Origin of the sequence: Streptomyces sp. NPDC013457, assembly GCF_043089925.1 — a bacterium.
Lineage (GTDB): Bacteria > Actinomycetota > Actinomycetes > Streptomycetales > Streptomycetaceae > Streptomyces.
The window spans coordinates 563,813-588,225 of sequence record NZ_JBICBL010000001.1; the positions used below are offsets into that span (position 1 = coordinate 563,813).

A 24,413-nucleotide genomic window follows, 5' to 3' on the forward strand; every position below is an offset into this window, starting at 1 on the left:
CGATCGGTCAGCTAGCGTAATTCTTGCCTGACCGATCGGTCAGCAAACGCGTTCTCGTGTCGCCGCCCCGGCACTGCTCCTCATTCGCCCTGTTCACAGGCGTGGAAGTAGGAGGGTGGCCCGCCCGGCAGGCCCGGGCCCCGCACCCCTCGCAGTCTCGAACCCCTCCCTCTTGATCCATCCGATCTCCTCGATCCCCCGACATCCGGCCGTCCCACCAGGTCGGTGCCCACGCACATCGAGCCATCGGGCCTCCCCGTACCGAAGGCCCTCCGCGAGGCACCGGACCGGCAGGGCGGCACCCAACCTCCGGAGGCACGCATGAGCGGTCGTCGGCGTCTGGACTGGCTCGGGCTCACCCCCGAACCGGAGCGAGAACTCCCCACCGCGGTGGCAGCCCTGCGCGCCTCCGTGCCCGGCGCGCCGACGCGGCGGGCGGAGGACGTGGCGGCGGCGGAGCGGCGCCGCGTCGAACGGCTGGTCCTACGCGGAAGCCGGCACAGCTGGCTCCGCTACCTCGCCGAGGTCACCGAGCTGGTGACCGGCGTGGCCACCGGGTCGCGGGCGGGTGATCCCGCCGCGGCCCTGCTCGCCTGCGAGGTCGTCCTCGACCACCACCGCATGCTCATCGGCCTTCCTGGTCCTGGATACGGCCGCACGGCGGGCGACCGCGCCGCGCTGGAAGGGGCCCTACGGACCCTTCGCGGCCACATCCCCACCTCCACCCCCACCGGCCCCCAGGCCCCCACTCGGACAGGAAGCAGCAGCCGATGACCACGATCCGACTCCCGACGGCGAACCCGCCGGGCACCGTCCTCGGGACGGCTCCGGGCCTGACGGAGAGCGCCGACGACTACCGCGCCACCGGCGGCTACGACGGGCTCACCGCCCCCGACGGCCTCCTCGCCCACCTCGCCGCCTCCGGGCTGCGCGGCCGCGGTGGCGCCGGATTTCCGGCCGCCGTCAAACTGCGCTCCGTACGCGACCGCGGCGGCGCCCCCGTCGTCGTCGCCAACGGCGAGGAGGGCGAACCCGGCTCGGTCAAGGACCGCTGGCTGCTGCGGGCCCGTCCCCATCTGGTCCTCGACGGACTCGCCCGCTCCGCCGCGGTCGTCGGGGCCGTACGGGGCGTCGTGTACCTCTCCGACCCGGTGGCGGCCGGGAGCGTACGCCGGGCCCTCGTCGAGCACCCACCGCCCCTGCCCGTCGAGATCGTCGAGACCCGACACACCTATGTCGCCGGCGAGGAGACTGCGGCGGTCCGCAGGATCGACGGCGGACCCGCGCTGCCCACGGCCAAGCCGCCCCGCCCTTTCGAGCAGGGGGTCGGCGGTGAGCCCACCCTGGTCTCCAACGTCGAGACCCTCGCCCGGATCGCCCTCACGGCAGCCCGGCCCGACCTGCGGCGCTCCATCGCCCTCGGCACCTTGGTGACGCTCTCCGGCGGCCAGGTCGCCTCGGTGCTCACCGAGGTCCCGTACGGAGTCCCCCTGCGCGTACTGGCCGCCGAGCTCGGCGTACCCGACGCGACCGGAGCGCTGATGGGAGGGCTGTTCGGCGGACTCGTCGGCGCGGACGCCCTGGGTCTCCCCCTGGAACCGGACGCGCTCACCGCCGCGGGCACCGCCCTGGGATGCGGAGCGATCCGCTTCCTCTCCCCCGGCGAATGCCCCGTGGCCACCGCCGCCGACGCGGCCGCCCATCTCGCGGCCGAGAGCGCACGGCAGTGCGGGGTCTGCGTCTCCGGGACCCGAGCCGTCGGCGACGCCCTGCGCGCACTGGCCGCCGGAACCGCGGGTCGGGACACCGACGACAGCCTGCGCCGCTGGTCGCAGGGCCTGCCCGGACGCGGCGCCTGCGGGCTGCTCGACGCCTCCGCCGGCATCGCGGGCAGTCTGCTCCGCGCCTTCCCCCGGCTCGTCCGCTCCCATCTCGCCACGCCCTGCCCGCGGTGCGCCGCCGCTCCCCCGGACGGCCGCCGCCTGACCGCGACCGTGCCGCCGGCGGAAGCCGACCCCGACCGCCCCCGGGCCCCTCTCCCCTCCTCCGGCTCTGCGCTCCCCTCCCCGGTCTCTCCCCTCTCCTCCCCCGCCCTCCCGCTGCCCGCGCTGAAAGGAACGCCGTGAAACTCCTTCTGGACTCCACCCGCTGCCAGGGCTACGGACTGTGCCAGGAACCCGCGCCCGACCTGGTCGAACTCGACGAATGGGGTTACGCGCGGGTCATCGCCCTCGACGTCCCGTCCGGCCCCGAGGCCGCCGCCCGCGCCCATGCCTGCGTCGAGAGCTGCCCCAACTCCGCCCTCCGCGTGGAGGGATGACATGGCACGCGATCTGACCGCCCTGTTCGACCCCGGCTCCGTCGCCGTCGTCGGCGCGAGCGACGACCCGGCGAAGTACGGCCACGCGGTGGCCTCCCAGGCGCTGCGCGCTCCGGACCGAAGGCCCGTGCACCTGGTCAACCGCCGCGGCGGCACCGTCCTCGGCAGAACGGCGGCCACCTCCCTCACCGCGATCGGCGAGCCCGTCGACCTGGTCGTGATCTCCGTGCCCGGCGCCGGCTTCGAGGCCGCCGTCGACGAGGCCCTCGTCTGCGGGGCGAAGGCGATCGTCGCCATCACCGCGGGCTTCGCGGAGGCGGGCCCCGCGGGACTCGCCCGGCAGCGGGCGGTCGCCGTCCGTGTACGCGCCGCCGGAGCCGTCCTCGTCGGGCCCAACTGCCTGGGCATCGCCGACAACACCACGGAGCTGTACCTGGCCTCCGACCGTTTCGCCCCCGGCGGTGTCGCCCTGCTCAGCCAGAGCGGCAACCTCGCTCTCGAACTCCAGCTCCGGGGCGAGCCGCACGGCCTCGGGTTCTCCCGCTTCGTCTCCCTCGGCAACCAGGCCGACGTCACGCTCGTCGACCTCGTCGAGGACTGCGCCCGCCACGACGCCACGTCTGCCATCGCGGTCTACGCCGAGGACTTCGGCGACGGCCGGGCGTTCGCGGCGGCCGCCGCCGCGGCGGGCAAGCCGGTGGTCCTGCTCACCGCCGGCCGGGGCACCGCCTCCGCGCGCAGCGCCCAGTCGCACACCGGGGCCCTCACCACCTCGTCCGACGTGGTGGCCGCCGCCTGCCGCGACGCCGGAGTCGAACTCGTCCGCACACCGAGGGAGATGACCGTGGTCCTGGCCGCGCTGGGCGCGGAGCCTCGTACCACCCGACCGCGTCCGGCCGGCCGGCGTACCGCGGTCTTCACCGACGGCGGCGGTCACGGCGCGATCGCGGCGGACGCCGCCGAGGACGCCGGGCTCGACGTGCCGGAACTCGGCGGGCCGGCCCAGGACAGGCTGCGGGCCGTGCTCTGGGAGCAGTCCTCGGTCGGCAACCCCGTCGATCTGGCGGGGATGGGCGAGCAGCGCCCCCTGTCGTACGCCGACACGGTCGGGGAGCTCCTCGCCGCCGACGAGGTCGACGCCGTGCTGATGACCGGGTACTTCGGCGGATACGCCGCGTCCGACGGCGGTCTGGGCGGCGGTCCGGCCGGCGGTTCCGCACTCGCGGACGGCGAGACCCGCGCCGCCAAGGAGATCGCCGCCCACCTCGCCGTCGTGCCGAAGCCGCTCGTCGTGCAGTCGATGTACCCGCAGTCGCCGAGCTGCCGGGTGCTCGCCGAGGCCGGGATTCCGGTGTTCGGTGCCACCGAGGACGCGGCCCGCGCGCTGGCGGCGATGACCGGCCGGGCGGCGGCCGGCACGGGTGGCGTCCCGCCGCTGCCGCCCGCCGCCGAACCGCTGCGGAGTCCGGGGTATCACGGGGTGCGGGCGCTGCTCGCCACCGCCGGCGTGCCGTTCCCGGCGGCGCGCGAGATCACGGACGAGGCCGGACTGCTGGCCGCCGCCGCCGAGTTCGACGGCCCGTACGTACTCAAGGCTCTGCACGTCCTGCACAAGTCCGACGCCGGCGGTGTGGCGCTGCGCCTGCCCGACCGCGACGCACTCCTTCGCGCGTACCGCGAGATGCGGTCCCGGCTCGGGGCGCCCGCCTACTCGGTCGAGGCGATGGCCGACCTGTCGGACGGTGTCGAGCTGATCGTGGGCGTGAACCGGGATCCGAGGTTCGGGCCGGTCGCCCTGGTCGGGCTCGGCGGGGTGCTCACCGAGACGCTCCGGGACGTGGCCTTCGCCCTCGCGCCCGTACCGGCGTCGCGGGCCGAAGCCCTGCTGCGCGGCCTGCGCAGCGCCGCGCTGCTGGACGGCGTGCGCGGACGGCCGGCCGTCGACGTGGCCGCGGCCGCGGCCGTCGTCGAGCGCATCACCGCCGTCGCAGCCGCGCACCCGGAGATCGCCGAACTGGAGGTCAACCCGCTGCTCGTACGTCCGGACGGCGCCCTCGCCCTGGACGCCCGGGCGGTCCTCGCCCCGCCCGCCGATCCCGCAGCGGCCGCCGATCTCGCCCAGCCCGCCGATCGGCGCTGACGCCGGCTGCCGGACCCACCACCCGCCATCTGTGCCCTGGAGGACACATGGACTTCCGCTACACACCCGAACAGGCCGATCTCAAAGGCCGCGCCGCCGCCTACACGCGGCTCCTGATGAGGTACGAGGACCAGGCCGAGGAGGCGGGCGGCCCGCTGCCCGCCGACACGGTCCGCGAGCTGACCCGCGCCGCGATCGACGCCGGGGTCTACGCCATCAACATGCCGGCCGAGTGGGGCGGCGCGGGCCTCTCCCTGCTGGACCAGGTCATCGTCGAGGAGGAGTTCGGCAAGGTCACCAACTGCCTCTGGGACATCCCCTGGCGGCCGGCGAACGTCCTCGCGTACGGCACCGAGGAGCAGCGGGAGAAGTACCTGCTGCCGGCCATCCGGGGCGAGCGGTTCGACGCGTTCGCGGTGACGGAGCCCGGTGCGGGCTCCGACCCGGCCTCCGGCACGAGCACGGCGACCCGGACCGAGGGCGGCTGGCTCCTCAACGGTGAGAAGTGGTTCGTGACCTGCGGTGACATCGCGGACTTCCTGCTCGTGCAGGCCGACGCGGGACCCGAGCGGGCGGCGACGCTGTTCTTCGTGGACAAGCACGCGCCGGGTGTGGCGATGACCCGTGTCCCCCGCTTCATGCACTCCGCGGTCAACGGGCATCCCGAGTTCACGTTCACCGACGTCTTCGTCGCCGACGAGGACGTGCTCGGCGGTGTCGGCAGCGGCTACGAGCTGACCAAGGAGTGGTTCACGGACGAGCGGCTGATGATCGCCGCCCGTACCGTCGGCGCCGCCGAGCGTGCCCTGGAGCTCGCCCGGGACTGGGCCGTCGAACGGCGCCAGTTCGGCTCCCCCATCGCCGACTTCCAGCTCGTCCAGGGCATGCTCGCCGACTGCGCCGTGGACATCGCCGTCAACCGCGCCTACACCCACCAGGTCGCCTGGGAGGCCGACCGGCCGGACGCCGACCCCAAGATGCTGCACGCCAAGGCGTCGACGGCGAAGCTCGCGGCGAGCGAGGCCGCGGGGCGGGTCATCGACCGGTGCGTCCAGATCTTCGGCGGCCGCGGCTACGACCGTACGTACCCGGTCGAGCGCATGTACCGCGAACTGCGCGTCGACCGGATCTGGGAGGGCACCTCCGAGATCCAGCGCCTGATCATCGCCAACGAGCTGATCAAGCGCGGCACCCGGGCCCTCGCCCTTCCCCACTCCTGACGACCGCTCGCCCGCCCACCACGACCCAGAGGACAGACACACCCATGGACTTCCGCCTCACCGCCCGCCAGGAAGAGCTCCGGGACGCGGCGCGCGCCCTCACCGACGTCATCATGAAGTACGAACTCGACTGCGAGGAGAACAACGGGCTGCCCCCTCAGGCCCACGCCGAGATCCGCGATGCCGTCCTCGACAGCGGACTCCAGGCGGTCAACATGCCGCAGGAATGGGGCGGCGCCGGGCTCACGATCCTGGAGCAGGTGACGGTCCAGGCGGAGCTCGGACGGCTCACCGGCGCGCTGTGGGACATGGTGTGGCGCCCGGCCAACGCACTCTCCTACTGCACCCCGGAGCAGCGCGAGCGGTACCTCGTCCCCGTGATCAGGGGGCAGCGCCGGGACTGCTACGCGGTGACCGAGCCGGAGGCCGGCTCCGACCCGCAGAGCCTGCGCACCACCGCGACCCGGGTCGACGGGGGCTGGGTGCTGAACGGCGAGAAGTGGTTCGTCACCGTCGGCGACCACGCCGACTTCATGATCGTGCTCGCGGCCGCCGGAGAGGAGCGCGCTCCGACCCTGTTCCTCGTCGACAAGGACACGGCGGGCATCGAGATGACGCGGGTGCCGCGCTGGATGCACACCTTCGTCTACGAGCACCCCGAGTTCACCTTCACCGAGGTCTTCGTACCCGACGACGCGGTGCTCGGCGAGGTGGGCCAGGGCTACGACATCACCCGCTCCTGGTTCACGGAGGAGCGGCTGATGATCGCCGCGCGGACCGTCGGAGCGGCGGAACGGGGCCTGGAACTGGCCCGTGACTGGGCGGTGGAGCGCCGCCAGTTCGGCTCCCGTATCGCCGACTTCCAGCTGATCCAGGGCATGCTCGCCGACTCCGCCGTGGACATCGCCGTCAACCGCGCCTACACCCACCAGGTCGCCTGGGAGGTCGACGAGGGCGTGGCCGACCGCAAGACGCTCCACGCCAAGGCGGCCATCGCCAAGCTGGCGGCGAGCGAGGCGTCCGGCCGGGTGATCGACCGGTGCCTGCAGATCTTCGGAGGGCGGGGCTACGACCGCTCGTACCCGGTCGAGCGGCTCTACCGCGAACTGCGCGTGGACCGGATCTGGGAGGGAACCTCCGAGATCCAGCGGCTGATCATCGCGGGCGAACTGGTCAAGCGGGGTACGGGCGTTCTGCACATGCCGTCCGCCGGATAGGCGCTTTCCCCGGGTGGTCCGGCCGGCGCCCGGCGGCTCGATGCACCGCGCCGCCGTCCGGACCACCCGTACCTCGTACGCGTACGCGCACGCAACAGCCGAGGCATCACAGGTTCAGTGGAGGGAGGACGCACCGATGACGGACGTCGAGCGGGTCGGGGTCGTGGGCTGCGGACTGATGGGTTCCGGTATCGCGGAGGTCTGCGCCCGCGCCGGGCGGGACGTCGTGGTGGTCGAATCGGGCCGTACGGCCGCGGCCGCCGGCCGGGAGCGGATCGCCCGTTCCCTGGAGCGCGCCGCGGCATCGGGAAGACTGACGGCCGCCGAACGGGACGCCGCCTTCGGCCGGATCACGGTGACCACGGAGATGGAGCGGATCGCGGACCGGGACCTCGTCGTCGAGGCGGTGGCCGAGGACGAGCGGGCGAAGCTGGAGGTCTTCGCCGTGCTCGACCGGACGGTGGAGCGGCGGGACGCCGTCCTGGCGACGAACACCTCCTCCATCCCGGTCATCCGCCTGGCGGCCGCCACCTCGCGGCCGGCGCAGGTCGTCGGCCTCCACTTCTTCAACCCGGTGCCGGTGCTTCCCCTGGTCGAGCTGGTCCCGTCCCTGCTGACCGGTGAGGAGACGGTCCGGCGGGCGCGGGCGTTCGCCGTCGAGGTCCTGGGCAAGGAGGTCGTCCGCGCCCAGGACCGGGCGGGGTTCGTCGTGAACGCCCTCCTCGTGCCGTACCTGCTGGCCGCCGTACGCATGGCCGAGTGCGGGACGGCGTCGGCCGAGGACATCGACCGGGGCATGACCCTCGGCTGCGCGCATCCCCTGGGCCCGCTCGCCCTTGCCGACCTCATCGGCCTGGACACGGTGCAGGCCATCGCGCGGTCGATGTACGCGGAGTACCGGGAGCCCCTCTACGCCCCGCCGCCGCTCCTCGCCCGCATGGTCGACGCGGGTCTGCTGGGCCGCAAGACGGGCCGGGGCTTTCACACCTACGGCGGCCGGGCAAGCGCGATGCGCGAGAATGGCGGAGTGGCGGACCGGGCGACCGGGCCCGCCCGCCCGGTCCACGGGCACCGACACGGGGAGCAGCCGACGTGACCAAGGCCGAACGCGCACTGGAGACGCGAGAGCGCATCCTCACGGCCGCGTGCGAAGTCATCGCCGACATCGGCTTCGAGAACGTCAGCATGCGCAAGGTCGCCGACCACGCCGGAGTCTCGAAGGCACTGCTGCACTATCACTTCGACACGCGGGAGAAGCTCTTCGCCGACGCGATGACGCACTCTTTCGCCCAGACCGGTACGGAGGCCGAAGACGGCGCCGAAGCGGTCCCGGCGTCCGTCGCCCTGGCCCGCATCCTGCGGAGCATGCTGCCGACGGACGCGGAGCTGCGCCAGGACTGGAAGCTCTGGCAGGAGCTGTGGGTGCGGGCCCTGCGCGACACGGCGGCGCGCCATCTGGCCGTCGACCTGTACGACCAGCTGCATGTCTGGGTCGGCGGGGCGGTGCAACGCGGCGTCGCGTCCGGGGAGTTCGCCGACTGCGACGTCGACGCGCTGAGCACGCAGGTGCTGGCCCTCTGCGACGGCCTCGGCATCCGCCTGATGCTGGACGACCCCCGCGTGGACCTCGCGACGGCCCGCTCGACGATCTGGGGAACGATCGCCCCGACGCTCGGCATCGACCCCGCGTTCCCCGAGGTCTGAGGGGTTCAGCCGGCCGGGTCGGGCGTGAGGGCGGCGGCGGCCGCGAAGAGACGGGCGCAGCGCCGGGTCATGGCCTCGGGGGACTCCTCGGGGTGCTTGACCCACCAGCGGACGAGGGTGGCGACCAGGTCGCGCCAGACGTACCGGAGGGCGTCCGCGTCCAACGGGTCGGTGGATCCGGCCGCGCGGAGCAGGTCGGCGGTGCCGCCGGCCGCGAGCCGGTCGATGGCCGTCCAGTACTCGGCGGCCCGGCGCGCGGCCTCGCCACCGGCCGGCAGTGAGGTGTCGTAGAGGACGAACCACGCCTCCCGCCGCCCTTCCAGCGCGGTGAAGATGCTGTCCAGCACGCGCAGGGGCGTCTGCCCGGTGGTCCCGTGCTCGCCCATCGCGGTGCGGATGGTGTCCAGGAGCCGGTCCCCGACCGGCACGAGACAGGCGAGGTACAGGTCCTCCTTCGTACCGAAGTACTGGTGCAGCAGCGTCTTCGTGACGCCGACGCGCTCCGCGATCGCGGCGAGCGAGGCGGCCGCGTAGCCGCGCGTGCCGAACTCCTCCGTGGCGGCCTCCAGCATCTGCTGCTGACGGTGGTGCCGCGGAACTCCCTTGGTGCCTGCCTTCGAGCGGGGGGTTGCCATGCGTCGATATTATCAGTAAGTAATTTACCGATAGGTAAATTCATTCGGCGACCTCGGGAGCGCACCCATGTCCGGCACGACGACGCAGCCCGTTCCCTCTCCTCGTACCCGCTCCTGGTGGGGCTGGGGGTGGGAGGACGCGCATCCCGACGACGCGGAGTGCGCCGCGATGGGCGCCCTGCTCCCCGGCACCCTCACCCGCCCGCTCCCCGTTCCGCGCGTCTCCGACCTGCGCATCGCGGACTCCGCCGTCGCGCCGCCCGCGAGCCTCGCCCACCTGGTCGACACCGACCCCCGGCAGCGCGCGGCGCACGCCATGGGCAAGGCGTACCGCGATGTCGTACGCGCCCTGCGCGGGCGCCCCGGCCGCATACCCGACCTCGTGGCACGCCCGACGGACGACCGGGAGGTGGCCGACCTGCTGGACTGGGCCGGCGAGCGGCAGGTCGCGGTCGTCCCGTACGGCGGCGGGTCCTCGGTCTCGGGCGGCGTGGAGTACCGCGGCGACGCCCACCGCGCCGTGCTGTCCCTCGATCTGACCGCCATGGACCGCGTCCTGGAGGTCGATGTCCGGGGCCGGTCCGCACGCATCCAGGCCGGCACCCTCGGTCCGAGCCTGGAGGACCAGCTGCGGCCGCACGGGCTGACGTTGCGGCACTTCCCGCAGAGCTTCGAGTTCTCCACCCTGGGCGGCTGGCTCGCCACCCGGGCCGGCGGCCACTACGCCACCGGCCGGACGCACATCGACGACTTCGTCCAGTCGCTGCGCGTGGTCACCCCGGCCGGCACCAGCGCCTCGTGGCGGCTGCCCGCGTCGGGCGCCGGCCCCTCCCCCGACCGGCTCTTCCTCGGCTCCGAGGGAGCGCTCGGCGTCATCACGGAGGCATGGGTGCGGCTGCAGGAGCGCCCCGCCCACAAGGCGTCCGCTTCCCTCTCGTTCACCGACTTCCACGCCGCACTCGAAGCCGTACGCGCTCTTGCCCAGTCGGACCTCTCCCCGGCCAACTGCCGGCTCCTCGACTCCGGAGAGGCCGCGCTGTCCGGGGCCGCGCACGACGGCTCGGCCGTACTCGTCCTCGGGTTCGAGTCCTCGGACGGACCGGTCACGTCGCGCCTGGAACAGGCCGTCGACCTGGCCCGCTCCCACGGCGGCCGACGTGCGGCGGACACCCTCTCGGCGGACGGCGCGCCCGCCGACGCCGCCGTGAGCGCCTGGCGCTCGGCCTTCCTGCGGATGCCGTATCTCCGCGACGGCCTGGTCAGGATGGGGGCCGTGGCCGAGACCTTCGAGACGGCTGCGACGTGGGACCGGATCCCCGCACTGATCGAAGCGGTGCGCACGGAGGTCGGCGATGCAGCGCTGAAGGCCACCGGCCACCCGGCGACCGTCAACTGCCGCCTCACTCACGTCTATCCGGACGGCGCGGCCCCGTACTTCACCGTCCTGGCCGCCGGCCGCCCCGGCGACGAGGTGGCCTTCTGGGACGACCTCAAGGCCGTGGCGAGCGAGGTACTGCACCGCCATCGGGCCACGATCACCCACCACCACGCCGTCGGCCGCGACCACCGCCCGGGCTACGACCGCCAGCGCCCCGAGCCGTTCGCCCTCGCTCTGCGTGCCGCGAAGGACGCGCTCGACCCCCGGGGCATCCTCAACCCCGGAGTGCTCGTCGACTGAGCGCCGCGGACGAAAGGTGACCGAACCGCTCGGGGTGAGGTACGAAGTGCTCTGTGAACGATCAGAACCACTCCTCGACCATTCGGGTGTTCGTCGCGCTCGCCCCTCCGGACGATGCCAAGGACGAGCTGGCGCGCGCGCTGCGGCCCGCTTACGAGGCGTACCCGGACCTGCGGTGGAACCGGATCGAGGACTGGCACATCACGCTGGCGTTCCTCGGGGAACTCCCCGCGGAGAACGTGCCGCTCCTCCGTCCGCCGCTGGCCGGACTCGCGGCGGCCCGCCGCCCCCTGGAACTGGCGCTGCGCGGCGGCGGGCACTTCGACGAGCGGGTGCTCTGGAGCGGGATCGACGGGGACCTCGACGGTCTGCACCTGCTCGCGTCCGAGGTGCGGGCCGTGGTCCGCTCGTGCGGTGTCGCCTTCGAGGACCGGCCGCTCCGCCCGCACCTCACGCTCGCCCGGGCCCGCCGCAACGAGACCGCTCCCGTGGTGGAGACCGCTGCCGGACTCGCCGCGTTCACCGGCCGCGCCTGGCCGGCCGGGCGACTGCACCTGGTCGGCAGCAACTTCGGCCGCGGCCCCGGACCGATCCACTACCGCGACATCGAGGCGTGGAGCTTCGGCGGCGTCGAGGGCCATTGAGACATCGGTTCGGCGAAGAACGCCGTGAGGCGCACGGCTTCCTCGTGTCGTCGTGATCGGCGCTCTGGCCGTGGGGCCGTGGGCGCGTGAGAATGCCCCCATGACCGACACCCCAGCTGCATCGGACGACCCGCTGGCCCCAGCCGTACGTGTGGAAAGGAACGGGCCGGTGACCACCGTGGTGCTGTCGCGGCCCGCCGCCCGCAACGCGGTGGACGGGCCGACAGCTCGGCAACTGGCCGACGCATTCCGGGCGTTCGAGGCCGACGACGAGGCTTCGGTCGCGGTGCTGTGGGGTGAGGGCGGGACGTTCTGCGCGGGCGCCGACCTCAAGGCCATCGGCACGGAGGACGGAAACCGGGTGGAGCCGGACGGCGACGGCCCGATGGGCCCGACCCGCCTGCGCCTGAGCAAGCCGGTGATCGCGGCCGTCGCCGGTCATGCCGTGGCCGGCGGGCTCGAACTGGCTCTCTGGTGCGATCTGCGCGTGGTCGAGGAGGACGCGGTCCTCGGGGTGTTCTGCCGCCGATGGGGCGTCCCGCTGATCGACGGCGGTACGGTCCGGCTGCCACGGCTGATCGGCGAGAGCCGCGCCATGGACCTGATCCTGACCGGCCGGCCGGTCCCGGCCACCGAGGCGTACGAGATCGGACTCGCCAACCGTCTCGTACCCTCGGGGCGGTCCCGGCGGGCCGCCGAGGAACTCGCCCGCGAGATCGCCGCGTTCCCGCAGCTGTGCCTGCGTCACGACCGGCTCTCGGTACGGGAGCAGCACGGCCTCCCCGAACCGGATGCGCTGGCGGCCGAGCTGCGTCACGGCATGGTGCCGCTGTCGGCCGGCGAAACCCTCTCCGGCGCCGCACGCTTCGCGCACGGGGCGGGCCGCCACGGGTCTTTCACGGACTGACGGCCTGAGGCCTGAGGCCTGGGGCCTGAGGCCTGAGGCCTGAGGCCTGAGGCCTGACGGACTGACGGACTGACGGACTGACGGACTGACGGCATCACGCCCTGAAGGCATCACGGCCTGACAGCTTCACGGCATCACCGGCCGCGTTCAGCGCTCGTACGTCCCGAGGAGCGTGCCGGAGGCCAGCTCGCGGCCCTTCAGCGCGCCGTGCACCTCCTCGACGCCCGGGTGCCCGTGGAGTGGCAGCGGCTCGGACAGGGCGTAGAGGCGGAAGTGGTAGCGGTGCGGACCGTGGCCGGGCGGAGGCATCGGCCCGCCCCAGCCCATACGGCCGAAGCCGTTGGGCCAGGGCAGCCCGCCCCGCGGCTTCGTGTCTTCCGGCACCCCGGTGGTCTCCGGATCGATGCCGGTCACCAGCCAGTGCAGGAACGTCTCCCCCGGCGCGTCCGGGTCCTCGCAGACAAGCACCAGCTCCGTGGCCTCCTCGGGCACTCCGGACCAGGTCAGGGGTGGCGAGACGTTCTCTCCCTCCCCGCTGTACCGGCGGGGGATCGTGGTGTTGTCGTCGAACGCGCTGCTGCTGAGTTCCATTCCGCTCATGGGCGCCGCCCTACCCGCCATGGCGGCCCCGGCACCGGTCCGGGCCCGGAAACCCCCGTTCGGCGGAGCACCCTGCGCGCGCTCAGCCCTGCTGAGCCGGCGGGGCGACCCGGTTCCGGCGGGCGCGCAGCGCGCGCGAGGTGCGCGTGATGGCGTAGCCGAGCAGCCAGGGCAGCACGGTGATGCCGAAGACGTAGACCGCGAGATAGCCGGTGAGGTCCTCCTGCCAGGTCTCCTCCTTCAGGCGGATCAGGCCTGATACCAGGACGGAGCCCGAGATCCCCACCGGTACGGCCGGCACCAGCACCGACCAGAGTCGCGGCACCCAGCCCGGCCGCCGGGCGCACCACACACCGAAACCCGCCATGAGGAAGGGCCCGAGCGGCACCCAGAACACCACCGGGACGAACAGCAGGGCCATCCAGTCGTCCGAGTAACCGAACATCATGCGGCATCCCCCCTGACATCAGCCGCCCCTCGTGCTTCCTGCCCCGGTGGCCACGGCCGAACCACGGACGCCGTCCGGTGTGCCCGACGTCACGGGGAGCGGACACGCCCGGCGTCCTCAACCGCCGCGCCCCGTACCGCGTCTGGCTTCCTGGAGGCCCACCCCACGGCCCGTACCCTCCCGGCCCGGACGTACATTGATGCCTCCTCCCGTCCGGGGCGGACCCCGGCCGCCCACCCGGCACGGCACGACGACGAGGAGCACGAGTGGCCACCACCACAGAGTCCGCCCCGCCCACCGATCCCGCACCGCGGGACGCGTACGCGAGTGGTGAGCCGGCCGGGCCGGCCACGCCCGCCTGGCGCATGCTCCTGGGGTACGTGCGGCCGCACCGCTGGACGCTGCTGCTCGGGGCGGTGCTGTCCCTGGTCACCGGAGCCACCGGGCTCGCGCTGCCGCTGGTGGCCAAGTTCCTGATCGACGCGCTCTCCGACGACCGTCCGATCGCCGGCGCGCTGCTGCTGATGACGGCCCTGGTCGTCGCCAACGCGGCCATCGGTGCGCTCGGCGGGTACGTCCTGCAGCGCACCGCGGAGTCGGTCGTCCTCGGCGCGCGGCGCACCCTGTCGTCGTATCTGCTGCGCCTGCGCATCGCGGCCGTGGACCGCAGCGAGCCCGGCGACCTGATGGCGCGGGTCACCTCCGACACGACCCTGCTGCGCGAGGTCACCACCGACTCCCTGGTGGGTCTCGGCACCGGCGGGCTGACGCTCGTCGCGACGCTGGTGATGATGGGCGTGGTCGATCCGGTGCTGCTCGCGGTCACGCTCGGCGTCGTGCTGGGCGCGGGCACGGTGATCGGTGTCTTCGTGCCCCGTATCCACAAGGCCAGCAGGCAGGCGCAGGACGCCGTCGGGGCGATGGGGGCGTCGCTCGAGCGCATCCTCGGCGCGCTCCGTACCGTCAAGGCGTCCGGCGCCGAGCACCGTGAGGAGCAGGCCGTGCACGCGGCGGCCGAGGAGTCCTGGCGGCAGAGCCTCCGGGCCGCGAAGTGGTCCGCGCTGGCCGGGAACACCGCCGGCCTCTCCATGCAGATCGCGTTCATCACCGTGCTCGCGGTCGGCGGCGCCCGGGTGGCCACCGGCGCGATCGACGTCGGCACCCTCGTCGCCTTCCTGCTGTACGTCTTCTATCTGATGTCGCCCATCCAGCAGGTCGTCGGCGCCGTGACGCAGTACCAGGCCGGGGCCGGTGCCCTGGCCCGGATCCGCGAGGCCCTGCAGCTCCCGGCCGAGCCGCCGGCGGCGCCGGCGCCACTGCCCGCGCCCGGCGCGGAGCCCGCCGCGCTGACCTTCGAGGACGTCCGGTTCCGCTACGCCGACGATCTGCCGCACGTCCACCACGGGGTGACCTTCTCCGTGCCGCAGCGCGGCATGACCGCCTTCGTCGGTCCGTCCGGCGCGGGCAAGACCACCGTCTTCTCGCTCATCGAGCGGTTCTACGACCCGGAGGCCGGACGGATCACCCTCGACGGCCGCGACCTGGACACCTGGGAGATCCCCCGGCTCCGCGCCGCGATCGGATACGTCGAGCAGGACGCGCCGGTCCTCTCCGGCACCCTGCGCGACAACCTGCTGCTCGGCAACCCCGACGCCGACGAGGACGACGTACTGCGCGTGCTCGGGACCACACGGCTCGACGGTCTCGTCGAACGGCTCCCCAAGGGCCTGGACACCCTCGTGGGCCACCGTGGCACCAAGCTCTCCGGTGGCGAACGCCAGCGCGTCGCGATCGCCCGCGCGCTGCTGCGCCGCCCCCGGCTCCTCCTGCTCGACGAGGCCACGAGCCAGCTCGACGCCGTGAACGAGGCCGCGCTGCGCGACACCGTGACGGACGTCGCGCGCACCACGACCGTGATGGTCGTCGCCCACCGGCTGTCGACGGTCACCATGGCGGACCGCATCGTCGTCATGGACGCGGGGCGAGTGCGGGCCGTGGGCACGCACCGCGAACTCGTCGCCGTCGACCCGCTGTACGCGGAGCTCGCCGCGACCCAGTTCCTGGCCACCGCCGAGAGCTGAGGCGGCGTTACCCCTGGGGTCCCCGGTTCCTGTGGGACCCAGGGGCCGCCAACCGCTGTTCCGCGCCAAAAGGAGGGCCGTTCGCGGGGGGATTGTTGGCCGGGCACCCCCCTGCCCCGCCGTACCCGGGCGCCTAGCATTCGACCACCCCCGCCCACACCGGCGGGGAGCCCCAGCCCACATGTCTGACATGTACATGATAGTTCAACCGTTGCCGGTTGGACCACCCCCGTGGCGCAGCGAACCACCGGATGGGAGAAATCATGAGAGTCCCCCTGCTCGTGAGCGGAGCGGTCGCCGCTCTGTTCGCCTCGGCCCTGCCGACGCAGGCGAGCCCGTCGTCGATCGTCGATCCGCCCCCGGACAGGATCGTCATCGACATCGCGACGGTGAACGGCTCCGGCTGCCCCCTGGGCACCGCGGCCATCGCCGTCTCCGAGGACAACACCGCCTTCACCGTCACGTACAGCGAGTACCTGGCACAGGTCGGCGGCGGCTCCGCCCCCACGGCGGCCCGCAGGAACTGCCAGCTCAACCTCCTGGTGCACGTCCCCCAGGGCTTCACCTACGCGATCGCGAGCGCAGACTACCGCGGCTACGCGTCACTCCAGCCCGGCGCGAGCAGCACCGAGAAGGCGTCGTACTACTTCCAGGGCTCTCCGAACACCGCGTCGCGGACCCACACCTTCCGGGGCCCGTACGAGGACAACTGGCAGGCCACCGACAACACCGACTGGGCGCAGCTCGTGTGGGCGCCCTGCGGTGTGCAGCGGAACTTCAACATCAACACCGAACTCCGGGTGAACGCCGGCACGTCGAACCCGGCCAAGACCAGCTACATGACGATGGACTCCACCGACGGTGACATCAGCACCGTCTACCACCTCGCCTGGAAGGAGTGTCCGGCGAACTGACACGGGCGGAACCCCCGGCCGGGCCCCCCGTCCCGGCCGGGGTCAGCCGCGTCTCCCGGCGACCAACTCAAGCCTCTTGACGGCCACTTAACTTACTTCTTAAATCATGGAGGTGACTAAGGCATGTCATGCGCATGCCCTCCTGCTGCCGTCCTCTCCATTCCCGCCCCCATCCCCCCATCCCCCACATCCGACGGAAGAGAGAGCCATGCACTCCTCCCGCCCACCGCGCCGCCCCCTGCGGGTGGCCCTGTCCGTCCTGGCGGGCGCCGCTCTGCTGCTCGGCATCGCCGGCACCGCCCCCGGATCCACCGCCGACGACGGCATACGCGCGGTGCCCGCCGCCGAGGCGGCCGCCGTCACCTTCGCGGAGGATTTCGACGGCCCCGCGGGCTCCGCCGTCAACGCCGGCCGCTGGCAGCTCGAAACCGGCGACAACGTCAACAACCACGAGCGGCAGTACTACACGGCCGGAACGGCCAACGCAGCGCTCGACGGCCAGGGGCATCTCGTCATCACCGCGCGCCGCGAGAACCCCGGGAACTACACGTGCTGGTACGGCCGGTGCGAGTACACCTCGGCCCGCCTCAACACCGCCGGGCGCTTCACGGCCCAGTACGGCCGGGTGGAGGCCCGGATGAAGGTGCCCCGCGGCCAGGGCATGTGGCCGGCGTTCTGGATGCTCGGCAACGACCTCGGCCAGGTCGGATGGCCGAACTCGGGCGAGATCGACGTCATGGAGAACGTGGGCTTCGAGCCCTCCACCGTCCACGGCACCCTCCACGGCCCGGGCTACTCCGGCTCGGGCGGCATCGGCGCCGGCTACACGCTGCCCGGCGGACAGGCGTTCGCCGACGCGTTCCACACCTTCGCCGTCGACTGGGCCCCCGACCGGATCACCTGGTCGGTGGACGGGACCGTGTACCAGACCCGGACTCCGGCCGATCTGGGCGGCCGGTCCTGGGTCTTCAACAAGCCCTTCTTCCTCATCCTGAACCTCGCCGTCGGCGGCTACTGGCCCGGCGACCCCGACGGCTCGACCGTCTTCCCGCAGCAGCTCGTCGTGGACCACGTCCGCGTCACCACGGGCGACGGCCCGACCACCGGCGGCCGGATCACGGGACTCGGCGGCAAGTGCGTGGACGTCGCCGGCGCGAACACGGCCGACGGCACGCCGGTGCAGCTCTACGACTGCAACGGCACCGCCGCACAGCAGTGGACGGTCGGTACGGACGGCACGATCCGCGCCCTGGGCAAGTGCCTCGACGCGGCCTCCGGCGGCACGGCCGACGGCACACTCGTCCAGCTCTGGGAGTGCAACGGCACCCCGGCCCAACGCTGGGTCGCCGGCGCGGCCCGGGACATCGTCAACCCCCAGGCGAACAAGTGCCTCGACGCCACCGGCAACAGCTCCGCCAACAACACCCGTCTCCAGCTGTGGACGTGCGCCGGAACGGCGAACCAGAAGTGGACGGTGGGCTGAGCAACGTCAGGGGACACGGCGGCTCTTCGGCCCGACTGCCGTGTCGGCGGCGCCCGCCGGGGTGATCAGACCGGAGCTGCGGGGAGCAGCGATGCCGGCGACCGCATCGACCGCGGGGCCGGCAGGTCAGCCGGGCCAGGTTCCTGTCACCCGGCGGATGGCCGTGGCGCCGGAGCGGTCGACGGCGGCTCTCACGGTGGCGAAGATGGCGCCCTGCAGCGCGGCGGCGATGAGGACCTCGCGCCAGGCGCGCTCCTCGTCCGTGGCGTCAGGTGCGTCGTCCTCGTGGCCGAGCTTCTTCCATACCTGCCTGAACAGCACTCCGGAGATCATGCCGGTCGCGGCGCCCAGGGCCAGGCCGACCGGCTTGTAGGCGACCTTCGAGGCCTTCATCGATGTGCCTTCCTGCGTCGGCGCATCACCGCCGCGGCCAGCAGCCCGAGCCCGGCGGCGGCGAGAAGCGCGATGCGGTTCTCCCGCGCCTTGTGGGTGGCCTGGTCGGCGCGCTGCTTCAGGGGTTCGGGGGCCTTCTCCTGCACCAGGTGCGCGGTGTGCAGAGTCTTGTCGCGGACCTGGGCCGCCGTGCTGCCGGCCTTCTCCCGTACGGGCTCGGGAGTCTTCTCCCGCACGGCCTGAGCGGCGTGAGCGGCCTTGTCCCGCACCTGGGTCGCGACATGGCCCGCCCGGCCCTTCACGGCGGCGGCCGTGTCGTGCGCCGTGGCCCTGATGTCGGCCTTCGCGGCGAGCGCGTCGACCGTCGATCCGAGCTGCTCGCGGGTCTGCTGCACCTTCTCGCGCCGCTTCTCGGTCGCTTCGGCGCCGGTCTTCTGCGGTTCGTGCCGGGACGGGGTCATCGCTTCGCCCTCCTTGTCGATCTTTCCTGCACGGTCTTCCGACCCCCGTGTCTGCGCGTGTACCCGGCCCGGCCCGGTCCACACGGCCGGGAACCGTCACGGACGGGCACTTCCGGCGCTCACCACGTACGCTCGAAACAGGCTCCCGAAGGGGATGGGGCGTATGTGTCGCTGGCTCGCCTACTCAGGTACGCCGATGCTGCTCGACACCGTGCTCTACCGTCCCGAACACTCCTTGATCAATCAGAGTCTGCACGCCAGGATGGGCGTCGAGACGACCAACGGTGACGGCTGCGGCCTCGGCTGGTACAGCACGGACGGGGACGGGACGCCGGCCGTGTTCCGCGATGTCGGGCCGGCCTGGAACAACCGCAACCTGCGCGAACTCTCGGCGCATGTCCGCTCCCCCCTGTTCTTCGCCCATGTCCGGGCCTCGACCGGCTCGGCGGTCCAGCAGACCAACTGCCACCCCTTCCGGCACGGTCGCTGGATGTGGATGCACAACGGGGCCATCGCGGACTTCCCCCGCCTGCAGCGCGATCTCTGCATGGCGGTCGACCCGGCGCTCTTCCCCTCCATCGAGGGATCGACGGACTCCGAAGTGATGTTCTACCTGGCCGTCACCTTCGGCCTGGACCAGGACGTCCCGGGCGCGGTGGCCCGGATGGTGGGCACGGTGGAGCACCTCGGCAGAGAACACGGCGTGCCTGAACCGATGCAGATGACGGTGGCGGTGAGCGACGGTGAGCGCGTCTGGGCGTTCCGGCACTCCAGTCAGGGAAAGTCGCGCTCGCTCTTCTACAGCAGCAGGGCCGAGGCGGTCCGGGGCCTTCACCCCGAGATCCACTATCTCAGCGAGATCTCCGACGACACCCGCATCGTCGTCTCCGAGCCCCTGGGCGACCTGCCGGGCGTGTGGAACGAACTGCCGGAGTCCAGTTACGCGGTGATCCCTTCCGGTCCGGACACCGACTACCTTCCGTTCGTTCCGGAGTTGCCGTAGGCGTTGCCGTAAACGGCCGCCGGTCCCGAGCCGAGCGCGGGCCGCGGCCGGTGGTCGGCAGCCGGTGGTCGGGAGCCGGCAGCCGGTGGTCGGCAGCCGGTGCGCTTGTCGGCGGCGGCGCGGGGCAGACGGGTCGCATGACCGTACCCAAGACCAGTGTCCTCGTTCTCGACAGCACCGACCCCGAACCCCTCGCACAGTTCTACGCGGCCCTGCTGGCCGCCACCGTGGAGCCGGCCGACGGCGATCCCGATCTGCTGCTCGTCTCCGGTGACGCCGGAGTGGTCCTCGGGATCCGCCGTGACCTCGGACAGGCGCCGCCGAGCTGGCCCCGCCCCGAGGACTCGCTCCAGGCCCACCTGCAGTTCTTCGTGGCCCATGACGCGCTCGACGCGGCGGAGCGCGAGGCGGTCTCACTCGGGGCGCGCCCCGTCGCGGCGGTGCGCGACGGTACCCGGTCCGACCGGCGCACCGACCTGCGCCGCTACACCGATCCGGCCGGGCACTCCTTCGTCCTGGCCGCTCGATCCGCCGACGGCTCTCGTAAGACGGTGTGAACTCCCCTTGTCGGTCCGGTGGTTCCGTGTGGCCGACGTGGGGGTCAGAGACGGACGACGACGAGGGCGATGTCGTCGCGGGCACCTCCGGCGACCCCCAGCCGTGCGAGCAGTTCGTCGGCAAGCCGCTCCGGGTCATGGCCGTGGAGGTCGCCGAGCGCGGTGGTGAGCCGGTCCAGGCCGTGGTCGATGTCCTCGTCGCGGCGTTCGATCAGCCCGTCCGTGTAGAGGACGAGCGTGTCTCCGGGGCGGTAGGAGGTGCCGGACTGCGGCCGGAGGACATGCGCCGGCCTGGCTCCCAGCGGCGGGTCCGTGGCCTGATCCAGCAGCTCGCAGGTGCCGTCCGCGTGCAGAAGCACCGGGGGCGGGTGCCCGGCGCTGGAGTAGACGACCAGCTGGGAGCGGGTGTCCACGAACACCATCACCGCGGTGGCGGCGAGCGCCCCCTCGATGGAGCGGGCGTACATCCCCAGCACCTCCAGGGCCTGGGCGGGCCCCGCCACCGACCGGCCGGCGGCGGACAGGGCGCTGCGGAGCATGCCCATGACCGTGGCGGCTTCCAGGCCGTGGCCGACGACGTCACCCACGGCGACCGTGAAGCGTCCTTCGGCCAGGTCGACGGTGTCGTACCAGTCGCCGCACACGTTCAGCGAGCCGACGGCCGGCAGGTAGCGCACGGCGACATCCGAATGCCGGGCCAGGTCCGGGGAGTGCAGCATCGCCTCCTGCAGCGCGAGCGCGATCTCCCTTTCCCTGGCATGCGCACGGCGCAGCTCCTCGTTCAGCAGCTGCAGTTCCCGCGCCCGGGCGTACAGCTCGGCCTCCACCCCGTCCTCGCTCCGGTACTCGTTCCCGTTGCCGCGCTCGTTCCCGTGACCGTTCTCGTCCCCGCTCCCGTTTCCGCTCTCGCTGCCGTCTTCCTTCCCGCTCCCCGTCTCGTTCCCGCTTCGGCTTCCCCGTCCGGGCAGCTGCTCGCCCTCGGCGGAACGGTGGAACCGGCGGGCACGGACGAACGAGGTCACGTCCTCCACCCGGTGGATGATCCATGCGACCTGTCCGTCCGGACGGGTGACGGGGGCGTTGACCGGGGACCACCAGCGCTCCTCGAACACTCCGGGGCGCTCGGTCACGGGGATGTCGTACTTCTGCAGCGCCATGATGTCCGTCTGGCCCGTGGCCAGCACCCGCCCCAGCGACGCCCCGAGATTGCTGACACCGTCCGCGTCGGGGTCCGCGGGGTTGTCGGGGAAGGCCTCGAACAAGGGCTGGCCCAGCAGCTCGTCGCGGCTGCGTCCGGTCGCCCGCAGATACGCCTCGTTGACATCGACGATCACCAGATCCGGTGACAGCACCAGATACGGGCTCGGCGTCGCGGTGAACAACGCCCTGTAATCGATCTCCAGCTTCACGGCCCACCGGCTCCTCTTCCCGGGGATGCCTCTCTCGCCAACCTACTCAGCCCTCCGGCCATCCGCGCGCCAGCACACCCCTACGGCTCGGTCATGTGAACGTCCCGACACGGCCGGTGACGAAGCGGTCAGCCGCGGGTCTCCGCATGGTCCACGGTGGCGAGGCGGCGGCTGTACTGGATCACGTCGTACTTCTGGTCACCGGTGACCACGACCTCGGGGCGCGCCGGCGTGGCGGGGAAGAAGTCGTCGGCGCCCACCGGGGTGCGGGCGGCCACGTACGCCTGACCCGGCGGGAACGCGTACATGGTGAACCGCGTCTGTTCCGACGCGACCACTCCCCGGGGGTACTCGGCGGCGCGAGGGTAGGCCGTCGTGTGGACGGAGACCGACTTCGCCCCGTCCGCGGGACGGACGATCCGCGCGTTCGGGGCGGGGCGGGTGTGCACACCCGCCGGGTTGTGGATCCAGCCCTTCTGCCCACCGAACCAGATGGCCGTCCAGTCTCCTCGCACGTCGGCGACCACGAACTCCTGCCCCCACATCGCGGTGGCTCCCCAGTCGTCGATGCGCTCGGTTCCCGCCGACCCGTCCGGATGGAGCGCGGGATCGGAGACGAGCGGAGCGTCGACGCGCGGCGCCGTGCGGACGTAGAGGAAGTTCGAAGGCTGGTTCTGTGTACGGCACTTGGGATCGCACACCCTGACCGCCTGCGGGTTCTTGCCGAACTCCGGGACGATCTTGACCGCTTGGCCGATCCCGATGTTCCCGCCGCCCGCTTCCCCCTCGGCACCGGGCTCCCGGCGGTCGCCGGCACCGAGGAGAGCCATGAACTTCTCCCAGTCCCAGTAGGGGCCGGGGTCCCAGTGGGCGTCGGGCGCGCGGGCCGGCCGCGGTGGAAGGACGTTGTCGTGCCCGACGATGTGCCTGCGGTCGAGCGGGACGTCGAAGCGCCGTGCCAGGTAGGTCACCAGCGCGGCCGTCGCCTTGTACTGGGCCGGGGTGAACCAGGTCGGCCCCTGGGCGGCGTAACCCTCCATCTCGATGCCGACGCCGTGCAGATTGACCCAGTAGTTTCCGGCGTGGAAGGCGATGTCCTTGGTGGCGACCATCTGGGTCGCAGCGCTGCCGTCGGCCTTCATCACGTAGTGCGCGGAAACCCCGCTGGACGGGTCCTGGAACCAGCTGATTCCCGCGTCGTAGGGCCCTTCGATGTCATGGATGACGATGAAGTCGACGTCGATGCCGTTGGAATTCCGCGCGGACACCTGGTAGTTCGATGCTGCGGCCGCGACGAACCGGCAGTTCAGCTCGGTGGGGCACTCCGGCACCTCCGTCGCGGGAAGCGTCCTCAGCCTCAGGGACGCGAGCTGTGACGTCGCCGGACGAACGGCCGGCCTCTTCGCCAGCGTCACCGTCTGACCGTCCTCGCGCACCCGCCGCATGCCCGTACGGATCACGGTGAACACGCCGTCGGCGAACCGGCCGGCCGTCGCGGTGTCGGCGGCCTGGCTGTACCGCGCCACGGCCCCGTACCAGCTGCCGGGATCCGGCGAGGCCCCCCGGGTGATCTGCCGTTGGTACGAGGCGAGGAGGGCGGCGCCACCTCGGAGGTTCTGCCGCTCGTCGGTCTTGAGAGTCCGTGGTGCGACGCCGATCAGTGCGGAGGCGGCCTGCACGGTGTGCTCGGAGGGGTCGTCGGTGCCGGTGGCGTCCACGGGCCCTTCGCCCGGGCGGTGGGCGTACGTCCTCCCGGACGTCGTGTCCGTCAGGTGCATCGGCCCGTAGCCGCCCTTGGTACTCGGGCGGCCCTGGTTGCCCTCCCACCAGGAGGCCTCGTGGCTGACCCCGAGGAGCACGTCCTTCGGTACGCCGAACTCCGCGGCTGCCTGCTCGGCCGCCCGCTCGAAGTCACCCGGCGTGGCATCGGACGGCCGGGCGGTCCCGGCACCGGCGCACCCCCAGATGAGGGCCACCGCCACACCCGTCGCGCCGAGACGCCGCTGCCTCCTGTGTCTTCTGGCCACACCACGTCCCATTCGCTTCGGCGGTCGGAGTCGTCGTCGAGGCCGGTTCGGCGGCCGCCACAATCCTTGGGGCGACGGCCTTCCGTTCCGGCCGACACGCCGCATGCGTGCGGGTCCGTCACCGCACCGGAGCAGTTGCCGGCCACGGCATGACGAGCCGCACGGGGGGCGAGGTGGAGCGGGCGGTCAGAGTCCGGCGATGTCCCGCGCCCTCTTGAGTACGGAGTCGAGCGCGTCCACCCCGGCGTTGCGACGCCGCGCCTCCGCCGCCCGGTCCGCCGGCACGAGCCGCTCGGCGACCTGCACGGCGTAGGCGTCCGGATCACCGAAGGCGGCCCGCGGGTGCTCTCCCGTATCCGCGCAGTGCGCCGTGACCTCCTTGACCGCCCGCAGCACGACTGCCCGGTCCACGCCCGGCTGCCTGACCAGCCGCACCTGGAAACGCGCCATCCACTTCTCGCGATCCCTCTCCGCCGCCGCGTCCGTCGTCTCGTTCTTCTTCGCCACGTGCTCTCCCGGGTGTGGTCGGCGGCCGTCCTCCGGAGAACGAGACGTCAGGACGTCCCTGCGGG

Annotated in this window: 24 protein-coding genes; 16 read left to right on the plus strand and 8 right to left on the minus strand. The window is 72.6% G+C overall.

Annotated elements, in window-relative coordinates:
* The first annotated feature begins 321 nt into the window (after positions 1–321).
* From ACF1G2_RS02445 to ACF1G2_RS02480, 8 genes are all read left to right on the plus strand, one after another.
* The gene (locus ACF1G2_RS02445; RefSeq protein ID WP_391796438.1) at positions 322–774 is read left to right on the plus strand and encodes a hypothetical protein; all 453 of its coding nucleotides are present in this window, start codon (positions 322–324) and stop codon (positions 772–774) included.
* The gene (locus tag ACF1G2_RS02450; protein ID WP_391796439.1) at positions 771–2,126 is read left to right on the plus strand and encodes an NADH-ubiquinone oxidoreductase-F iron-sulfur binding region domain-containing protein; all 1,356 of its coding nucleotides are present in this window, start codon (positions 771–773) and stop codon (positions 2,124–2,126) included. The genes ACF1G2_RS02445 and ACF1G2_RS02450 overlap by 4 nt, the downstream gene beginning before the upstream one ends.
* The gene (locus tag ACF1G2_RS02455; protein WP_391796440.1) at positions 2,123–2,320 is read left to right on the plus strand and encodes a ferredoxin; all 198 of its coding nucleotides are present in this window, start codon (positions 2,123–2,125) and stop codon (positions 2,318–2,320) included. The genes ACF1G2_RS02450 and ACF1G2_RS02455 overlap by 4 nt, the downstream gene beginning before the upstream one ends.
* A gap of 1 nt (position 2,321) precedes the next feature.
* Entirely contained in the window at positions 2,322–4,460 is a 2,139-nt protein-coding gene (locus ACF1G2_RS02460; protein WP_391796441.1) for an acetate--CoA ligase family protein, read from the plus strand.
* Positions 4,461–4,507: 47 nt separating this feature from the next.
* Positions 4,508–5,680: an acyl-CoA dehydrogenase family protein gene (locus ACF1G2_RS02465; protein WP_391796442.1), complete on the plus strand. Its 1,173-nt coding sequence runs from the start codon at positions 4,508–4,510 to the stop codon at positions 5,678–5,680.
* 44 nt (positions 5,681–5,724) lie between these two features.
* Positions 5,725–6,897: an acyl-CoA dehydrogenase family protein gene (locus ACF1G2_RS02470; protein WP_391796443.1), complete on the plus strand. Its 1,173-nt coding sequence runs from the start codon at positions 5,725–5,727 to the stop codon at positions 6,895–6,897.
* A gap of 136 nt (positions 6,898–7,033) precedes the next feature.
* The gene (locus ACF1G2_RS02475; protein ID WP_391796444.1) at positions 7,034–7,993 is read left to right on the plus strand and encodes a 3-hydroxybutyryl-CoA dehydrogenase; all 960 of its coding nucleotides are present in this window, start codon (positions 7,034–7,036) and stop codon (positions 7,991–7,993) included.
* Positions 7,990–8,601, plus strand: a complete 612-nt coding sequence (locus tag ACF1G2_RS02480) for a TetR/AcrR family transcriptional regulator (protein ID WP_391796445.1) — start codon at positions 7,990–7,992, stop codon at positions 8,599–8,601. Before ACF1G2_RS02475 ends, ACF1G2_RS02480 begins: the two co-directional genes overlap by 4 nt.
* Before the next feature lie 5 nt (positions 8,602–8,606).
* On the opposite strand, the gene ACF1G2_RS02485 is transcribed toward ACF1G2_RS02480, so the two are convergent.
* A complete protein-coding gene (locus ACF1G2_RS02485; RefSeq protein ID WP_391796446.1) occupies positions 8,607–9,236 on the minus strand; it encodes a TetR/AcrR family transcriptional regulator in 630 nt (209 codons plus the stop codon).
* Positions 9,237–9,303: 67 nt separating this feature from the next.
* Between ACF1G2_RS02485 and ACF1G2_RS02490 the strand changes: the two genes are divergently transcribed.
* From ACF1G2_RS02490 to ACF1G2_RS02500, 3 genes are all read left to right on the plus strand, one after another.
* Positions 9,304–10,914 (plus strand): FAD-binding oxidoreductase, encoded by a 1,611-nt coding sequence (locus tag ACF1G2_RS02490; RefSeq protein WP_391796447.1) that lies wholly within the window; start codon positions 9,304–9,306, stop codon positions 10,912–10,914.
* 53 nt (positions 10,915–10,967) lie between these two features.
* The gene (gene thpR, locus ACF1G2_RS02495) at positions 10,968–11,558 is read left to right on the plus strand and encodes an RNA 2',3'-cyclic phosphodiesterase (RefSeq protein ID WP_391796448.1); all 591 of its coding nucleotides are present in this window, start codon (positions 10,968–10,970) and stop codon (positions 11,556–11,558) included.
* A 100-nt stretch (positions 11,559–11,658) separates the two neighbouring features.
* Positions 11,659–12,465, plus strand: coding sequence for a crotonase/enoyl-CoA hydratase family protein (locus ACF1G2_RS02500; protein ID WP_391796449.1), 807 nt, complete (start codon positions 11,659–11,661; stop codon positions 12,463–12,465).
* 147 nt (positions 12,466–12,612) lie between these two features.
* On the opposite strand, the gene ACF1G2_RS02505 is transcribed toward ACF1G2_RS02500, so the two are convergent.
* Positions 12,613–13,065 (minus strand): YbhB/YbcL family Raf kinase inhibitor-like protein, encoded by a 453-nt coding sequence (locus tag ACF1G2_RS02505; protein WP_391796450.1) that lies wholly within the window; start codon positions 13,063–13,065, stop codon positions 12,613–12,615.
* 82 nt (positions 13,066–13,147) lie between these two features.
* On the minus strand, positions 13,148–13,513 hold the full coding sequence (locus ACF1G2_RS02510) for a hypothetical protein (RefSeq protein ID WP_391796451.1): 366 nt from the start codon (positions 13,511–13,513) through the stop codon (positions 13,148–13,150).
* Positions 13,514–13,878: 365 nt separating this feature from the next.
* On the opposite strand from ACF1G2_RS02510, the gene ACF1G2_RS02515 reads away from it, so the two are divergent.
* The 3 genes from ACF1G2_RS02515 to ACF1G2_RS02525 all read left to right on the plus strand — a co-directional run bounded on the left by ACF1G2_RS02515 (position 13,879) and on the right by ACF1G2_RS02525 (position 17,991).
* Positions 13,879–15,594, plus strand: a complete 1,716-nt coding sequence (locus ACF1G2_RS02515; protein WP_391797018.1) for an ABC transporter ATP-binding protein — start codon at positions 13,879–13,881, stop codon at positions 15,592–15,594.
* A 263-nt stretch (positions 15,595–15,857) separates the two neighbouring features.
* Entirely contained in the window at positions 15,858–16,508 is a 651-nt protein-coding gene (locus tag ACF1G2_RS02520) for a DUF4360 domain-containing protein (protein ID WP_391796452.1), read from the plus strand.
* Between the two features lie 208 nt (positions 16,509–16,716).
* Complete coding sequence (locus tag ACF1G2_RS02525; protein WP_391796453.1) at positions 16,717–17,991, plus strand: ricin-type beta-trefoil lectin domain protein; 1,275 nt, start codon at positions 16,717–16,719, stop codon at positions 17,989–17,991.
* Positions 17,992–18,117: 126 nt separating this feature from the next.
* Here the strand turns inward: ACF1G2_RS02525 and ACF1G2_RS02530 are convergent, their stop codons facing one another.
* On the minus strand, positions 18,118–18,384 hold the full coding sequence (locus ACF1G2_RS02530) for a DUF4235 domain-containing protein (protein WP_391796454.1): 267 nt from the start codon (positions 18,382–18,384) through the stop codon (positions 18,118–18,120).
* On the minus strand, positions 18,381–18,845 hold the full coding sequence (locus ACF1G2_RS02535) for a DUF3618 domain-containing protein (RefSeq protein WP_391796455.1): 465 nt from the start codon (positions 18,843–18,845) through the stop codon (positions 18,381–18,383). Before ACF1G2_RS02535 ends, ACF1G2_RS02530 begins: the two co-directional genes overlap by 4 nt.
* A 163-nt stretch (positions 18,846–19,008) precedes the next feature.
* Between ACF1G2_RS02535 and ACF1G2_RS02540 the strand changes: the two genes are divergently transcribed.
* Both ACF1G2_RS02540 and ACF1G2_RS02545 read left to right on the plus strand, forming a co-directional pair.
* The gene (locus ACF1G2_RS02540; RefSeq protein WP_391797019.1) at positions 19,009–19,848 is read left to right on the plus strand and encodes a class II glutamine amidotransferase; all 840 of its coding nucleotides are present in this window, start codon (positions 19,009–19,011) and stop codon (positions 19,846–19,848) included.
* Between the two features lie 137 nt (positions 19,849–19,985).
* Positions 19,986–20,405 (plus strand): VOC family protein, encoded by a 420-nt coding sequence (locus ACF1G2_RS02545; protein ID WP_391796456.1) that lies wholly within the window; start codon positions 19,986–19,988, stop codon positions 20,403–20,405.
* Positions 20,406–20,449: 44 nt separating this feature from the next.
* Here ACF1G2_RS02545 and ACF1G2_RS02550 read toward each other — a convergent pair whose 3' ends face one another.
* From ACF1G2_RS02550 to ACF1G2_RS02560, 3 genes are all read right to left on the minus strand, one after another.
* Complete coding sequence (locus ACF1G2_RS02550) at positions 20,450–21,814, minus strand: PP2C family protein-serine/threonine phosphatase (RefSeq protein WP_391796457.1); 1,365 nt, start codon at positions 21,812–21,814, stop codon at positions 20,450–20,452.
* 128 nt (positions 21,815–21,942) lie between these two features.
* Complete coding sequence (locus ACF1G2_RS02555) at positions 21,943–23,790, minus strand: N-acetylmuramoyl-L-alanine amidase (RefSeq protein ID WP_391796458.1); 1,848 nt, start codon at positions 23,788–23,790, stop codon at positions 21,943–21,945.
* Positions 23,791–24,027: 237 nt separating this feature from the next.
* Positions 24,028–24,348: a hypothetical protein gene (locus tag ACF1G2_RS02560; protein WP_391796459.1), complete on the minus strand. Its 321-nt coding sequence runs from the start codon at positions 24,346–24,348 to the stop codon at positions 24,028–24,030.
* Between the last annotated feature and the right edge of the window lie 65 nt (positions 24,349–24,413).